This is a genomic window from Chryseobacterium contaminans, assembly GCF_001684955.1.
Classification (GTDB): Bacteria; Bacteroidota; Bacteroidia; order Flavobacteriales; family Weeksellaceae; genus Chryseobacterium; species Chryseobacterium contaminans.
Window position 1 is genome coordinate 1 of sequence record NZ_MAYF01000355.1, and the last position, 15995, is coordinate 15995.

A 15995-nucleotide genomic window follows, 5' to 3' on the forward strand; every position below is an offset into this window, starting at 1 on the left:
ATCATCAGTTTTTACTAAAGAAGATCATTACGCTTATAAATTTCATGGAGACAGAGGAAGTTTCCTACAAGAAAGAACTGATAATCAGGAAGCTGAGTTGGTTGCCGGAGCCATTCCTGCATATGGAAAAGAATGGATGCAACCTTTGAAAGAAGCAGACGGAATTTTAAATTATCTGAACGAGAATTCAGAAACAGAAAGAATATTTACTTCGAGTGAAGCCGGAAATTATATGGATTATTACCAGGAAATCTATGAACATATAGTTTTCGGATATCCTTTACCATCACCGGGTAAAGAGGTGATCCAGAATATGAAGATCATTGATGCTTCCCTAAAAAGCTCAAAAGAAGAAAAAGTAATTGTACTATAAAGATTAGATGTTAAGAATGAGTTCAAAGTTTAAGGTTTAAAGTTCAATGCTAATAGTTGTTGAGAGAAGAACTTATTTGCTTTCTATTGCCAAGTCTTCTTATTCTCAATCCTTTGAACTCATTCATAACTTATGTTTTTTACATGATTTCCTGAAGCTCAAGCCATCTCATTTCATGATTTTCCAGTTTTTCTGAAACAGTCTCCAGTTCGGAAGAAAGCTTGGCTATTTTTTCATAATCGGATTCATTGTTCAGCTGCTCCAGAATTTTTGTACGCTGCTCTTCCAGTTCAGGCATTTCCTTTTCAATGGTTTCCAGTTCCCTTTGTTCTTTAAAGGTTAATTTTCTTTTTTGAGAATTGGAAGATGATGGATTTTCTGTAATGGGCGCAGTTTCTTTTACTGGTTCTGGCTTTACAGCAGTATTTTTTTCTAAAGCTTCTTCGCGGCTCTTGGCTTCGCGGTATTCTGAGAAATTTCCTACAAAATCTCTTATTTTTCCATCCCCTTCAAAAGCCAAAACATGATCCACAATTCTATCCATGAAATATCTGTCGTGGGAAACAATAATCAGAGATCCCTGGAATTGCTGCAGGAAGTTTTCAAGAACCGTTAATGTAGGAAGATCCAGATCATTCGTAGGTTCGTCAAAAATCAGGAAGTTAGGGTTCTGATATAAAATATACATCAGGTGTAATCTTCTTTTTTCCCCTCCGGATAATTTTGAAATAGGAGAGTATTGGGTCTGGTCATCAAATAAGAATAATCTCAGGAACTGCGATGCAGAAAGACTTTTTCCATTCGCTAAAGGATAGAATTCTGCGATTTCCTTGATGAAGTCAATGACACGTTCATCCTCTTTATAAGTAAGCCCTTTTTGAGCAAAATATCCGAAAGAAATCGTTTCTCCCGTTTCAATTTCACCTTTATCCGCTTTTTCAAATCCCTGGATGATGTTCAATAATGTAGATTTTCCGGCTCCGTTCTTTCCAATGATTCCCACTTTCTCACCACGTTGGAATGAGTAGCTGAAATCTTTTAATAAGACTTTACTTCCAAAACTTTTATCAATATGTTTTAATTCAAGAATTTTATTTCCTAAACGTTTCATTTCAAAGTCCAGCTCCAAACCTTGTTTTCTGGTATCAGTTTTGGCCACCTTTTCTGTTTCATAGAAGGAGTCAATTCTGCTTTTGGATTTTGTAGTTCTTGCCTTAGGTTGTCTGCGCATCCATTCCAGTTCCTTTCTGTAAAGGTTATTGGCTTTATCAATGGTTGCATTAAGATTGTCTTCACGAATCATTTTGTTTTCAAGATACGTTGCATATGAACCGTTGTGAACGTAAAGATTTTTATCTTCCATTTCCCAGATAATGTCACAAACGCTGTCCAGGAAATATCGGTCGTGGGTAACAAGCAGTAACGTGATTTTTGCTTTATTCAGATAGTTTTCAAGCCATTCTACCATATCCACATCCAGGTGGTTGGTAGGTTCATCCATGATAAGAAGGGTATGTTTGTGTTCTGCTCTTGTTTCTGTCAATAACTTGGCAAGTGCAACGCGTTTGATCTGCCCTCCGGAAAGCGTTCCCATTTTAGCCTCAAGGTCTGTGATCTTGAGTTGGGAAAGAATTTGCTTCATTTCATTTTCCAGGTCCCATGCTTTGTGGGCCTCCATATCAGCCAGTGCCTTTTCAATAAAGTCATGGTCTGTGGAATGAAGAGATTTATGGTAGTTCTTTAAAGCAAGAATAGGTTCCGAATCCAGCGTCATCATGAACTCTTCAATGCTTAAGTTAGAGTCAAAATCAATTTCCTGGTCAAATAAAACCACCTGGATATCTTTATTAATGATTGCAGTACCACTATCAGCAATTTCTTTACCCATTAAAATTTTCAGAAGGGTAGATTTTCCACTTCCGTTTTTGGCAACAATGGCTATTTTGTCTCCTTCATTAATGTGAAAGGAAATATTTTCAAACAAAACTTTGATGCCGTATGATTTGGTGAGATTTTCTGCAGAAACGTAATTCATTGGGAATTAATAGTTTGATTTTAATTTTGAACTGAGCGGCAAAAATACGAAAATGTAACCATAAAATTTTCCGGAACGAGCTTTATAAAAATGAATATTTATGATTTCTTAATCAACTGTGTTCATGTGCAGAGATGACAATTTGCTAAATTTGATGATGGAGCTTAAAAAAAGGAGCTGGGAAATTATTGCTGAATATGTGATTCTGAAGTTGTTTCTAAATTATTAAAAGCGGTTTCCCACTTTATAATATTTAAGAATAATAAAAATCTGATTTTGAACAATGAAAAAAGTGATTGTTGACATGGATGGGGTAATGGCAGATGTTTACCATCAGCTGATTCAATTTGAAAAAAGAGATACCGGAAGAGAGGTTGAACTCAACGGAACAGTAGGAAGACCGGAGCTAGAAGTTTTTCCTAATGGAAAGAAGCATGTAAATGAGATAGGATTTTTCAGAACATTACCCGTGATGGAAGGAAGTCAGAAAGCAATAGAATATCTGAATAACAAATATGAGCTGTACATTGTTTCGGCAGGAATGGAGTTTCCGAACAGTTTAAGGGAAAAGTATGACTGGCTAGCTGAGCATTTTCCATTCATCACCTGGGAACAGATTGTGCTTTGTGGCAGTAAAAAAGTAGTTTCGGGTGATGTTATGATTGATGACTATCCAAAGAATTTAGATCATTTTTCAGGGCAGGGGCTTATTTTTACCCAGCCTCATAATGAACTGATAGAAAATGAAACCTATCAAAGAGTAAATTCCTGGGAAGAAATCATGGAGATTTTATAAGAAGAGCAATAACAATTAAATGTTTTTTAGAATTAATATTATAAAACAGGAAATATTTAGAATAACTTTAACTAAAACAGGGTTTAATTTAATAAGGTATTATGAATGTTGATGATTTTAAATAAATATGTTTGCATCAAACTTTTAACATGAAAAAACTTAGTGTTTTATCCTTTATTCTTACGGTTTCAGCCTTCAGTGCACAGGTTATTTCCGGAACCATAATTTCTAAAAATGAAAATCAACCTATTCCTTATGTGAAGATTGGGGTAGATAAGAAAACTATCGGAACCATTTCTGACGGAAAAGGAAATTTCTCAATAGATCTTACTGGCCTGAATCCACAACAGAAAGTAAAAATAGAGGTGCCGGGATATGAAATTTATGAAGAAGCAATACAGGATTTTAAAAAACATGATCAGCAGAAGGTATTCTTGAATGAGAGAACTAAAACGATCAAAGAGATTGCGATTAAACCTAAAAAGCTGGTAGATAAAAACTGGGGAATTAAGACAAAAACGAAGAGTGTTTTATATTTCGTTAATCCAGCAGGAGATAATACCAATTTTCTGGGTGAAACGGCACTGGAGTTTAAGACAAAGAAAAGATCCAAGATCAAAAATATTAACCTGAATATTGCTCGTTACATTTCCACAGAGCCGGTTCTGATGAGATACAGTATCTATAGTGAAAAAGACGGCTATCCGGATAAGAACCTTCTGGATGAAGAAATCACAGTACAGCTCACTGAGGATATGATTAAAGACGGAACCTATACATTGGATGTTAATGACCATAATATTTGGGTGAAAGGAAAGTTTTTTGTGGGAATTCAGTTTTTAAAAGCATTCAACGGAAGCATTAAAATCAGTGCCGCACTATTTAAAACAGGATTCATGAGAAAGTTTTATGGAGATTGGGAGAAAATGACTCTTGCAGCACCGGCCATTAATATTGATGTGAAAATGGATAAGAACGGAGACAATTCAAAAGATGATGATGGAGGCTATGCAGATAACGATGAGATTTCTCAGGGGTGGGCTGCCGATTATTCAAAAAATATAGAGGAAGCAGATCGGTCTCTATATGGTAAAAATGATTCCGCAGGAAAATATCTGAAACTGAAAGATACCGATCTCTATTATGAAATATATGGTGAAGGTGAACCTTTGGTAATGCTTCATGGGAATTCAGGAAGTATCAAAGATTATTATCAGCAGATTCCTGTTTTGTCTAAGCAATATAAAGTAATTGCAGTAGATACAAGGGGTCAGGGAAAGAGTAAAGATACCTCTAAAAAAGATTTTACCTATAAATTATTTGCAGACGATGTAAAAGCATTAGCAGATGAACTAAAACTTGATAAAATTAACATCGTGGGTTGGAGCGACGGTGGAAATACAGGACTTGAATTTGCCTTACAATATCCGGATCGTCTTAATAAGCTTGTATCCATCGGAGCCAACGCTTTTCCTGAAGGAGTAGAGGATAAACTTATTGAACGCTTTACCAACCAGATGAAGCAATTGAAAGATATGGCTCTGGAAGAGACATTCGGGGAACGCAGACTTTTAAAGATCATGCTTACGGAACCTAATATCAGTAAAAATGATTTAAATAAAATAAAAAGCCCTGTTCTCGTTATTGCCGGCGACAGAGATGTTATCAAGCCGGATCATACAGAATTTATTTCCAGACAGATTCCAAATGCTGAAAAGAAAATTTATACGGATACAACTCACATGGTTCCTTATGAAAAACCGGATCAGCTTAATACAGACATTCTGAATTTTCTCGGAAAGAAGTAAGTAAGCTGGAGGCCTGAAGTTTAAAAAGCTCCTTTTATTTTAACACTAAAATTAAAAGGAGCTTTTTAAATTGTTAGAAAATAAACTTACAATCGATACTTGGGACTTCAGAAACTTCCTTCTTCCCGCATCTATCTTTCAGCTTTATCAATCCAATGTCAGCCTTTTCAGAGACCAGGAATTACCATTGTAAATATCAAGGTCTACTTTGGTGTTAATCCCATGAACTATTCCGTTTTCAGTAAATTGCCAGAAATTCCACTGGTCATCAGGAGATGGAGTAGGAACATCATTGTAATTGGCCAGCCATAGAGGGTAACCTTCAAATTCACCTTTCAGGAAATCTTTGTAATAATGGTAGTAAGTGTAAATGATAGGTTTTTCACCATACGTTTCTTCTACAATTTTACACCATACTTTTAGGTCTTCCACTAATTTTTTATTCGTTTTCCGTTTAGGAATTTTTTCAATATCCAGAATAGGAGGTAAGTCTCCGCTTTCCAGTTTTACATTCGCGAGGAAATTATTTGCCTGGATTACCGGATCTTCATCGGCTCTATAAAAGTGATAAGCCCCGCGGATCAGATCGTGTTTTTTAGCCATTTCCCAAAAATCATCAAAATGTTTATCCGCACTTTTATTTCCCATAGTTGCACGCATTACCACAAATTCCAGCGGAATGGTTTTGTTCCCGATGCTGAGACTGTCCCATTTGATATCCTCTTTATTCTGATAATGAGAAACATCAAAACCATAGGTCTTATCAAGGTTATTAGCTAATATTCTTTGAATCCTGGAATTCTCTTTTTCACTATTGTGAAGTTTTTTATGGGTGAATTTATTAAAGTACAATGCGTAGTAATAGCTTACGGATTGTTTAAGGTAAAACCCCGTCCCGATTAGTGCTACAATTAAGATAGCTAATATCACCCTTCGACGGAAAAAATAGTTGTTCCGTCTGTTCTTATGGATCTGTTTGGCAGTTTTTTTGGTGTACTTTTTTGGTGTCATAAAGTTTTGCAAAACTAACTTTTTTCACTACTAAATGCTAAATAAAATCAGTAAATTTGTGTATTATGGAAACACGCGAAAAAATCATCATTATAGGAGGAGGATTTGCGGGGCTGCAGCTTGCAAAAACGTTAAATAACAAGAACAAAAAGGTTATTGTTCTGGATCGGATGAATCATCACATGTTTCAGCCGCTTTTTTATCAGGTAGCCTCCGGAAGGATAGAACCTTCCAATATTTCTTTTCCTTTCAGAAAGATTTTTCAGCAATCCAGAAACACTCAGTTCCGGATGACGGATGTAAAGGAAATTGATGCCGCTAATAATAAAGTCATTACCGATGAGGCTGAATTTACTTATGATAAACTCATCATTGCAACAGGTTGTAAAACTAATTTCTTCGGTAACAAAGAACTTGAAGGGAAAGCATTCGGAATGAAGAATACCCAGGAAGCTATCAGCATCAGAAATCACGTTCTGATGACCTTTGAAAAACTGATTATTGAAAAAAGCCGCAGTGATGACGGAAACTGGAATATCGTGATTGTAGGAAGCGGACCTACTGGCGTGGAGCTCGCAGGAGCTTTTGCTGAAATGAAAAAAGATATTCTTCCTAGAGATTACCCTTACATGAATTTCGATCATCTGAAGATTATTCTTGTAAGCTCCACTGAAAAGCCTCTTGCCGTAATGAGCAGTGAAGCTCAGGAGAAATCTGAAAAATACCTTAAAGATCTAGGGGTAACTTTCATGAGCGGAGAAGTGGTTACAGATTATGACGGGGATATAGTACATTTGAGAAGCGGGAAACAAATACCGTCTAATAATGTAATCTGGGCAGCAGGAGTCACAGGAAATGTAATTGACGGTTTCCCGGAAGAAAAATTAGTAAGAAACAGATATATTGTAGATCGGTACAATAAAATAAAAGGGTATGATAATGTATATGCCATTGGTGATATAGCCTATATGGAAACTCCTAAATATCCACAGGGACATCCACAGGTTGCTAATGTAGCCATTAATCAAGCCAAAAACTTAGGGAAAAATCTCCTGAAGAAGAACCCAGGAGAATGGAAAGAATATGAATATGACGATAAAGGTTCTTTAGCCACTATAGGAAAGCATAGAGCCGTTGTAGACTTACCATTTATAAAATTTCAAGGATTTTTAGCATGGTATTTCTGGATGTTTCTCCATTTAATGCTAATTTTGAGCGTTCGAAATAAGCTGGCCATATTCTTCAACTGGATGTGGAGCTATATCAACAAGGATTCTTCCTTAAGATTAATTATTATACCTACTAAGAAAAACGGAACATTACAATGAGAATTGATATCATAAGCGTACTTCCAGAATTGATGGAAAGTCCATTTAAAACCTCTATTTTAAAAAGAGCAATGGACAAAGGACTGGCAGAAGTACATTTTCATCACCTGAGAGACTGGGCCATCAATAAACACAAACAAATTGATGATGAACCTTATGGAGGTGGAGCAGGAATGGTGATGATGGTAGAGCCATTGGATAAATGTATCTCAGAATTAAAATCCCAAAGAGAATATGATGAGGTAATCTATCTGACACCGGATGGAGTAACTTTGAACCAGAAAATAGCCAATTCTCTTTCTATAAAGAACAATCTGATCTTTCTTTGCGGACATTATAAAGGAATAGATCAGAGAGTACGAGACCTTCATATCACGAAAGAAATATCAATTGGGGATTACGTGCTTACTGGTGGAGAGCTTGCGGCATGTGTACTGGCTGATTCTATCATAAGGCTGCTTCCGGGAGTTTTAAATGATGAACAAAGTGCTTTAACAGATAGCTTTCAGGATGATCTTTTGTCACCGCCTATTTATACAAGGCCAGAAGTCTATAAAGGTCTGGAGGTTCCTAAAGTTTTACTAAGTGGAAATTTTGGAAAAATTGAAGAATGGCGTCACGATGAAGCAGTAAGAATTACCAAAGAAAAGCGCCCCGATCTCCTTTAATATGGCGTTGTAGGATATTTAAACCCTGTTTTTTTATTTATTCTATTTGTCTATAAATTAAATGGAATAATATTTGTTATTTTTGTAAGTGAAAAGGAAAATATTAGCAGATTTGGTCTTTTAATTGGATTTTTATTTTCATTATTTTGAATTTTGTTCATTATTTTAATTCCGATATATTGAATAAAATGATAGATTGGTTGAAAATTTAATTCACTATAAGTGGTTTTATTGATTTTTTTTATTACATTTGAAATATTTCTTATTACAAATTGATTTGTTGATATTGTAAGCAAATCAATGCAATTTGGAAAAAAATAATAAATTTACGATTAGAAAAAAAGAACATATTAATTAAAGTATAGAAATTTGTGTTGATGGAACTGTTCTCTTTTTATAATGTTGAAAATTTATTTTTACCCGATCCTAAGCCTGTCCACAAATTAGATCCTACAAAGTCAGGTTTAAGAAACTGGGATGAGAGAAGATATAAAAACAAACTTTTTAAAATCTCTCATGCATTTCAATTGATGAAGGAGGAAAATGGAGTATTGCCATTTATTATAGGATTATCCGAAGTTTCCGGAAGGAAAGTTTTAGAAGATCTTGTGGAAATGGAACCTTTTAATTCTGAATATGGAATTGTACATTACAATTCTATGGATGAAAGAAAGGTAGATGTAGCCATGTTATATGATAAAAATAAAGTAGAGGTTATAGATTCTGAAACCATTACTTTCTTTTTTGAAATAACCTATAAAAACACTGGAAATTACGATACAACCAGAGATGTTCTTTTTTCAAAAGTTAAATATAAAGGAGAAATTATAAATGTCTTTGTCGCCCATCTTCCCTCTAAGCGCGAAAAAGATATTAATAAACCCAAAAGAGCCTTTATACTCAATGAGGTCCGGCAGCGGATCATGAAAATTGCGAATGCTGATAAAGAACATGTCATATTGTGTGGTGATTTTAATGAAAACCCGGATGATGAAAATTTAGTACAAATTCTATATGACAATGATCATGAGAAGGTTTTGATGAACCCTTTTCAGGAGTTGTTTTCTACAAGAAATTATTCTACTTTTCATTATAAATCTGGATTGCTGTACGATCAGATTATCATGTCGAGATCCCTTCTTGACAATAAAACGCTGGCTTTTCAGGAAGCTTGTGTATTTAATTCTGAGAAACTCAGCAGCAGGACCAGAAATTTTGAAGGACGACCTTTCCGAACTTATGCCGGTACCCGGTATTTAGGCGGATACAGCGATCACTTTCCGGTTTTTGTAAAGTTTAAAAGCTTATCATAAAAAAACATAAATAATAAAAAAGTAGAAAATGAAAAATTCGAGCAACACAAGCTATCATTTAGATTCCATTGACAAGGAAATTATCTATATGTTGATGGATAACGCTAAAACTTCTTTAGCACACATTTCAAAGAATGTGGGAATCTCTACAACAGCAGTACACCAAAGAATTAAAAAACTGGAGCACGCAGGAGTTATTGAAAATTCAATCTCATTCCTTAATCCTAAAAAAATCGGATATAAAGTGATTTCTTATATCGGTGTGTTTTTGGATCAGCCAAGCCATTACCCTGAAGTGGTAAAATCTTTGCATGATATTAATGAAGTAGTAGAAGCGCACTATACAACAGGTAATTATACAATATTCCTTAAGGTTCTTTGTAAAGATAATGATCATTTAATGCAAATTCTTAGCAAACTCCAAAAATTGAAAGGAGTAACAAGAACAGAAACTTTTATATCTTTGGAACAAGGTATTTACAGACAATTGAAAGTATAACGATATGAACATAGCCCAATATTTGGATTCAACTTACTTGAAGACACCGGAACAATCAGGTATTTCACATGAAGAAACCCTTCAGATTGATAAAAAACTTGCACAGGAAGCCATTGATAATGGTATTTTCGCAGTAATGATCAGGCCGGATTATGTAGCTGAAATTAAAAAATATATTCAGGAGAGAAATTCAAATGTTGTAGTAGGAACTGTAATAGGATTCCATGAAGGAACGTATTCTGTAGAAGAAAAGCTTGCAGAAGCTTCAAAAGCTATTGAAGATGGAGCAGATGAACTGGATTTCGTGATTAATTACAGTGCTTATCTTCAGGGAAATACAGATCTGGTAAAAGAAGAGTTTGTAAAATGTACAAAGCTGGCTTTGGAACATCATAAAATTGCAAAATGGATTATTGAAATTGCAGCTTTAACAAACGAACAGATTGGAGATCTTACCAAGGATATTTCAAACTGGGCAGAAGAGAATTTTTCCGCCGATGATTTATCTCATATTTTTGTTAAATCATCAACCGGTTTTTATGAAACTAAAGATGGGAAGCCTAATGGAGCAACCTTTGAAGGAATAAGAATTATGCTAGATAATGCAGGAAAACTTCCTGTAAAAGCAGCCGGAGGAGTAAGAACACCTGAAGACGCTGAAAAAATGATTACTATGGGAGTAAAGAGAATTGGAACTTCCTCAGCATTGGCACTCATTACAAATAAATCTTCATCAGGCGGATATTAAATTTGATATTCAAGAATAATAAAAAAACCATCAATTCAATTGATGGTTTTTATTTTTATACCTGAGCCTGATATTCTTCGTAGAATTGCTGGGTTTCTTTAATCAGAGCATCCATTTCTTCTAAGGTGAAAACCTCCAGGAACCTTTTTCTGAAGTCTTTGAAGTGAGGAATTCCTCTGAAATAGTTGCTGTAATGCTGTCTCATTTCTACCAATCCTAATCTTTCCCCTTTCCATTCTGCACTCCATTCAGCATGCTGGCGAACGGCTAATAAACGGTCTGAAATAGTAGGAGCAGGCAAATGTTCACCTGTTTTAAAGAAATGTTTGATCTCGTTAAATATCCAAGGATACCCGATGGCTGCACGTCCAATCATAATTCCGTCACAGGCATATTTTTGTTTGTATTCCAATGCTTTTTCCGGTGAATCAATATCCCCGTTTCCGAAAATAGGAATTTCAATATTTGGATTTTGCTTAATTCTTGAAATATGTTCCCAATCTGCTTCACCCTTATACATTTGTGCGCGGGTTCTGGCATGGATGGTAAGTGCCTTGATTCCGGTTTCCTGAAGACGTTCTGCTACTTCGTCAATATTGATACATGTACTGTCCCATCCTAAACGCGTTTTCACGGTTACAGGCAGGTGAGTAGAACTTACTACAGCCTTTGTAAGACGAACCATAAGGTCAATATCTTTCAAAACTCCGGCACCGGCTCCTTTGCAAACCACTTTTTTTACAGGACAACCAAAATTAATGTCTACCAGGTCCGGATTTACTGTTTCAACAATTCTCGCAGACATAGCCATTGCTTCTTCATCACCACCGAAAATCTGTATCCCGACTGGTCTTTCATAATCGAAAATATCCAGTTTTTTACGGCTCTTGATGGCGTCACGAATTAACCCTTCGGAAGAAATAAATTCCGAATACATTAAATCTGCACCATGCATTTTACACAAACGTCTGAACGGTGGATCACTTACGTCTTCCATCGGAGCCAGCAAAAGCGGAAATTCCGGCAGTTCTATATTGCCTATTTTTATCATGGTGCAAATTTACAAAATTCTGAATAGTTGAAAATATGATATTATCTATTACTGTGAATGATGAGTTTATATGGGGTTGAGGGTGGGAGTGTTTTAGGGTTTGAGAGTATTAGAGTATTAGAGTATTAGAGTATTAGAGTAGCGGAAAGAAAATTTAGAGATAGAGAGAAATAGCTAACCTTAAACCTTTAGAAACTTGCTTTTACCTGCATGCTTCCGATGTGAATAGTTCTTTCCCCGGAGTTTCTTCCTTCATAATTTAAATTCAATTGAATGAATGAATTGAGGGCCTGTTGGATAAATACGCTCCATACCTGGTTTTTTCCAGGCTTCAACCCATCAAGCATCTGATTTCCTACAATACTGAAATTGTTACCATTGAAATTATTATTGATGAAAGAGAAGTTTCCGCGGATGGACGTTTTTCTGAACTCCCATTGGACGGTTCCTGTAACATCAAAAGCTTTTAATAATTCTTCACCATCAATTCTTTTTTTCTGACGGTAAGCAGAAGAAAGTTCAGCCTGAAGAGCATCTGTAAATTTGTAAGTGGCTTTTGGTTTGGTTTCAAAATTATTTAAGCGATAATCTCTTGTTGCGAATAACTGTGAAGAATTTTTAATATCATGAACAGAATTTTCCCAGTCAACCCTGAATTCTTTGTTAAACCAGTATCCGATATTCAGGAAATGAGAAGTTTGCTCACGTTCTTCATTACTGAAATTAGCATTGATAAGGTTATCATTTGTAATGAACCGGTAGTTTCCGTTCCATCCGGATTTATCCGTTGGATTGAATTGTACAGAAGTTAAAATATTTTGATTTTTAAGGATCTGATCATTATTTTTCTCAAATGGATTTAATACCAGAACCTTGTCTTTTTTATAGAATGAGTTTTGAGAATTTAATGAAATGTTGAAGTTCCAGCGTTTTAAAAAGGCATTTTCAGAGTTAAAAACAATAGCCGGATTTACAAATAGAGCCAGCTGCAATTTGTTTTTATTGGATGGAATATATCGTACAGAGTTGGTGTAAACCCTGATGTATTGGGCTAAATCAGAGTATTCGGCTATTTCAAATTCATCTAGCTGCTGAATACCATCACCATTATAATCAGTCCATTTATAAACGCCCTGTCCGTCTGTTACTTTGATATATTGAAACTCTCGTTGTGCTTCCTGTCCATTCCCTAATTCATAGAATGCCTGTAGACGCATCCCGTTTCTGAAAAGCTGTTGATTATAAAGAATATTACCTACTACAAAATCATTATTTCTGGTGACATCACCTTCTATCCCTGAATAAAAGAATTTTCTGTAATGGATTAAAGCATTTAAAGTAGTTCTTTCCGTTTTTATAATCTGACTTTCAGCCATAACCCCCAGAATATTGTTCATATTCTGAAGTCTGTTATCACGTACTGAGTCATTATCCCTCATATATACTTTAGCAAGTAATTTTGTACGGGTACTGTCCCCAATTTTCTTTTGAACGAAAATTTCTTTCCAGCTGAAACTTGTGACATCCATAAGCTGAGTATCATTATATTTTTTCTCATTATGTTCCATACTTCCTCCTATGGCCCAGCTTCCTTTCTTTCCTGTAAATTCTGTTGAGATTCCACCACGAATGAATTTGGTATCCTGAAGTGTAGCATTGGTACTCAGGTAAGATAAATTCCCTTTTGTAAAGAATTTCCCGGTGATCCAACCGAAATCAAGATCGTTTTTGATCCCTTTATAAGAATCCTGCTCATTTAAATAATTGATACGATAATTTAGAGTAGATTTATTATTCCATTTATTTAAAAAACTAAAGATAAAACGATTCTGTGTTTTCTTATTAAATTCCTGGGTTAAGTTGAAATCCCTGGAGAATTCAACATCATTGATACGATCCAGGATGTGAAACTGCTTGTCTATGTATTGGTACTCAAAGCTTGGGGTTCCTTTCCATGAATTTTTTGTAAAAGTTTTATTTCCAAAGACACGATAAGCATATCCTGTGTTCTGATCAGAATCTTTTGATGAAAATAAATTAACATCATAATTGCTCAGGGAAATATCAGCACCTATTTTCCCTTCTTCCAATAAATATTCAGAGCTAAGAGAGAACACCTGAGATTTTTGTGGTGAAGGAAGTTTTCTTACCGCTCTGTAATCTCCTGCATTGGGCCCTACATATTCAAAAACACGTCCGTTATTGGTGGTTTGTGCTGTTTTATAATCTCCCTGATTAGCGCCAAAATAGGTGAAAGATACCTGATAGAGAGTTTCATTAGGATCAGTAGAAAGTTCATAGAAGTTTCCGGCAGGATTTAAACGGTATAAAATTTTATTCACATCATATTCCGTAACAACTCCCGATGGCGCATACATCAGATTCGGGTCATTTCCTGCATTGGCTAAAATCTGTTCGTCTTCTTTGGATAAACTTAGAGCAAGAGGAGCATTTTTGTTATCATTTTCCATGAACCAGTTCAGTCCAACCTTAAATTTTTCTCTTTGATGCTCCAGCTTTCCGGTAAATAAATATCTTGAATAATTCCTATTGGCATAGTTATAGGAAATCGTAATAAAATTCTGTTGGAAAATAGGACGAAAACTGGTAAAAGTAACCTCGCCTGTATTATAGTTGATCACATAATCCTGGTTTTCCCCACGTTTCATCAGGATACCATCAATAAATACCTGTTCAGAACCTGAGATCAGAGTAATGAACTGTTCTCCGTTTTTTCCTGTCAAGCGGTAAGGCCCCTGGTTTCCTTCAACTCCCTGAAAACGGATTCTATGAAATTCACTTCGCGCTACACCGGCAGAAATATCCACAAATGTTTTATTTTCTTTCCCAAATTCTGTCTGAAACTGGATGCCCATGCTTCGTCTCTGGTATTTAGCAAAATAATTTTTAGATTCTACAAGATCAAGATGCCCGGCTCTGAGAATAGATTTATCCTTAATGTTCAACTGCATATAAATTTTGTCAAACTCTTCTAGAGTTTGAGTATATCCATCTGCCTGAATGGGTAAGTTATGGTCGGAAATACTCGCCAAAATGGTAACATCTTTTGAAAGACGTCCGGAAATCTGTAGATCCATGGAACTTTGTACAGACTGCCCCTGATTATTACCAAATGTAATTCCACGGATAATGGAACCCTTGGAATTAAGTTCACCTAAAAACCTTTTCTTATCATTTTTTGCCAGTACAGCTTCATCAACAACAATTCTGTTGTGGGTTCGGATAAAGTCTAAGGTGTCTTTTACAAAAATATCCTGTTCAAGTTTGGCAGCGAGAATGCTATCCTTTTTAACGCTGTCTTCCGGAACGTTGGGATTTTTCCATGAAAATACCTGAGCATTTCCTGAAAATATGCCAAAGAAAAATACAACGATTAGGATAAAAATATTTCGCAACTCCTGAAAATAATTCGTAAAAATAATTAAAAAATGTTAATGGCAATGAGTTAACTATTATTAACAAAAAGTTAACTTATTTATTGTGCTAAATACGAAAAATGATGTAATTTTATCACCTAAATAATTAATAAATAAAATTTTAAATCATGAAAAAACTTTATTCGTTTTTTGCTACAGTTGTAGTAGCAAGTGGAATTTATGCTCAACAAACTATAGCTTTATCTGAGGATTTCGCTGCTTATACTGCTGGTGGAAATACAGCATCAACGGGTTCATCAGCTCCTAATGGAACAGATGTTTATAATCCGGGAAATGCTACTAACCCAATCCCTCCAGTCGCAAACTTTCCTAGTGGATCGAAAGTATACAGTGCAGGAGGAATGGCAAAATTAGGATCAAGTTCTGCTATCGGGACTATGACTTCAAAATCTTTGGATTTATCAACTGATGGAGGTAATGTAGTAATTACTTTTGATGTTAAGGGTTGGACAGCTACTCCAAGTACTATCGTTGTAAAAGTAACTAATCTTACTGATCAGACTGTATCTTATACTGCTGTGATGTCTGGAACACCTGAATCAAAAACAGTAACTTTTACTGGTGGTCAGGCAAATTCAACTGTTACATTTGAAACTACAAATACTTCTTTTAGAGCTTATTTAGATAACATTGTTATCAAAACTGTTGCTAGCGGTTCTTTAGCTGTTACAGAAATCAATAAAGGAAAATCTATAGCAAACTTCGTTAAAAACACTTTCGTTAAAAACAACGAAATCACTTTCGGAGCTGATGCTAAAGACGTGAAAATTTTCAATATGTTCGGACAGCTTGTTAAAGAAGCTTCTGTAAAAGCAAACGGAACTGTAAACGTTGCTGAATTAACAAAAGGAAACTATATTGTAACAGGTACTGTAAACAATGAAGCAGTATCTCAGAAAATCCTAAA

At 35.3% G+C, this 15995-nt stretch carries 13 protein-coding genes; 9 read left to right on the forward strand and 4 right to left on the reverse strand.

The window, feature by feature from the left end:
• A partial coding sequence (locus BBH99_RS20590; RefSeq protein ID WP_262487214.1) for a Gfo/Idh/MocA family oxidoreductase occupies nt 1–373 on the forward strand: 373 nt, incomplete at its 5' end.
• Between the two features lie 139 nt (nt 374–512).
• Here the strand turns inward: BBH99_RS20590 and BBH99_RS20595 are convergent.
• Entirely contained in the window at nt 513–2408 is a 1896-nt protein-coding gene (locus tag BBH99_RS20595; RefSeq protein WP_066700152.1) for an ABC-F family ATP-binding cassette domain-containing protein, read from the reverse strand.
• Nucleotides 2409–2691: 283 nt separating this feature from the next.
• Between BBH99_RS20595 and BBH99_RS20600 the strand changes: the two genes are divergently transcribed.
• Together BBH99_RS20600 and BBH99_RS21970 are read left to right on the forward strand one after the other, a co-directional pair.
• On the forward strand, nt 2692–3204 hold the full coding sequence (locus BBH99_RS20600) for a 5' nucleotidase, NT5C type (protein WP_066700154.1): 513 nt from the start codon (nt 2692–2694) through the stop codon (nt 3202–3204).
• Between the two features lie 149 nt (nt 3205–3353).
• Nucleotides 3354–5012, forward strand: a complete 1659-nt coding sequence (locus tag BBH99_RS21970; protein ID WP_083188895.1) for an alpha/beta fold hydrolase — start codon at nt 3354–3356, stop codon at nt 5010–5012.
• A gap of 147 nt (nt 5013–5159) precedes the next feature.
• Here the strand turns inward: BBH99_RS21970 and BBH99_RS20610 are convergent, their stop codons facing one another.
• Nucleotides 5160–6023, reverse strand: a complete 864-nt coding sequence (locus BBH99_RS20610; protein WP_066700156.1) for a glycoside hydrolase family 25 protein — start codon at nt 6021–6023, stop codon at nt 5160–5162.
• Between the two features lie 65 nt (nt 6024–6088).
• Here BBH99_RS20610 and BBH99_RS20615 point away from each other — a divergent pair, with 65 nt between their 5' ends.
• The 5 genes from BBH99_RS20615 to deoC all read left to right on the forward strand — a co-directional run bounded on the left by BBH99_RS20615 (nt 6089) and on the right by deoC (nt 10579).
• On the forward strand, nt 6089–7351 hold the full coding sequence (locus BBH99_RS20615) for an NAD(P)/FAD-dependent oxidoreductase (protein ID WP_066700158.1): 1263 nt from the start codon (nt 6089–6091) through the stop codon (nt 7349–7351).
• The gene (gene trmD / locus BBH99_RS20620; RefSeq protein WP_066700160.1) at nt 7348–8019 is read left to right on the forward strand and encodes a tRNA (guanosine(37)-N1)-methyltransferase TrmD; all 672 of its coding nucleotides are present in this window, start codon (nt 7348–7350) and stop codon (nt 8017–8019) included. The genes BBH99_RS20615 and trmD overlap by 4 nt, the downstream gene beginning before the upstream one ends.
• 377 nt (nt 8020–8396) lie before the next feature.
• Nucleotides 8397–9332 (forward strand): endonuclease/exonuclease/phosphatase family protein, encoded by a 936-nt coding sequence (locus tag BBH99_RS20625; RefSeq protein WP_066700162.1) that lies wholly within the window; start codon nt 8397–8399, stop codon nt 9330–9332.
• Nucleotides 9333–9360: 28 nt separating this feature from the next.
• Nucleotides 9361–9831, forward strand: a complete 471-nt coding sequence (locus tag BBH99_RS20630; RefSeq protein WP_002976659.1) for an Lrp/AsnC ligand binding domain-containing protein — start codon at nt 9361–9363, stop codon at nt 9829–9831.
• A gap of 4 nt (nt 9832–9835) precedes the next feature.
• The gene (deoC, locus tag BBH99_RS20635; protein WP_066700164.1) at nt 9836–10579 is read left to right on the forward strand and encodes a deoxyribose-phosphate aldolase; all 744 of its coding nucleotides are present in this window, start codon (nt 9836–9838) and stop codon (nt 10577–10579) included.
• Between the two features lie 55 nt (nt 10580–10634).
• Here the strand turns inward: deoC and dusB are convergent, their stop codons facing one another.
• Together dusB and BBH99_RS20645 are read right to left on the reverse strand one after the other, a co-directional pair.
• Complete coding sequence (dusB, locus tag BBH99_RS20640; RefSeq protein WP_045500813.1) at nt 10635–11630, reverse strand: tRNA dihydrouridine synthase DusB; 996 nt, start codon at nt 11628–11630, stop codon at nt 10635–10637.
• A 188-nt stretch (nt 11631–11818) separates the two neighbouring features.
• Nucleotides 11819–15046: a hypothetical protein gene (locus BBH99_RS20645; RefSeq protein WP_083188896.1), complete on the reverse strand. Its 3228-nt coding sequence runs from the start codon at nt 15044–15046 to the stop codon at nt 11819–11821.
• Between the two features lie 149 nt (nt 15047–15195).
• Between BBH99_RS20645 and BBH99_RS20650 the strand changes: the two genes are divergently transcribed.
• The coding region (locus tag BBH99_RS20650) for a T9SS type A sorting domain-containing protein (protein ID WP_066700165.1) at nt 15196–15995 on the forward strand (800 nt) is incomplete at its 3' end.

Bases quoted from the DNA above. Each gene is read 5' to 3' on its own strand.
- BBH99_RS20595 (WP_066700152.1), bottom strand. From the start codon at position 2,408: ATGAATTACGTTTCTGCAGAAAATCTCACCAAATCATACGGCATCAAA.
- BBH99_RS20600 (WP_066700154.1), top strand. From the start codon at position 2,692: ATGAAAAAAGTGATTGTTGACATGGATGGGGTAATGGCAGATGTTTAC.
- BBH99_RS21970 (WP_083188895.1), top strand. From the start codon at position 3,354: ATGAAAAAACTTAGTGTTTTATCCTTTATTCTTACGGTTTCAGCCTTC.
- BBH99_RS20610 (WP_066700156.1), bottom strand. From the start codon at position 6,023: ATGACACCAAAAAAGTACACCAAAAAAACTGCCAAACAGATCCATAAG.
- BBH99_RS20615 (WP_066700158.1), top strand. From the start codon at position 6,089: ATGGAAACACGCGAAAAAATCATCATTATAGGAGGAGGATTTGCGGGG.
- trmD (WP_066700160.1), top strand. From the start codon at position 7,348: ATGAGAATTGATATCATAAGCGTACTTCCAGAATTGATGGAAAGTCCA.
- BBH99_RS20625 (WP_066700162.1), top strand. From the start codon at position 8,397: ATGGAACTGTTCTCTTTTTATAATGTTGAAAATTTATTTTTACCCGAT.
- BBH99_RS20630 (WP_002976659.1), top strand. From the start codon at position 9,361: ATGAAAAATTCGAGCAACACAAGCTATCATTTAGATTCCATTGACAAG.
- deoC (WP_066700164.1), top strand. From the start codon at position 9,836: ATGAACATAGCCCAATATTTGGATTCAACTTACTTGAAGACACCGGAA.
- dusB (WP_045500813.1), bottom strand. From the start codon at position 11,630: ATGATAAAAATAGGCAATATAGAACTGCCGGAATTTCCGCTTTTGCTG.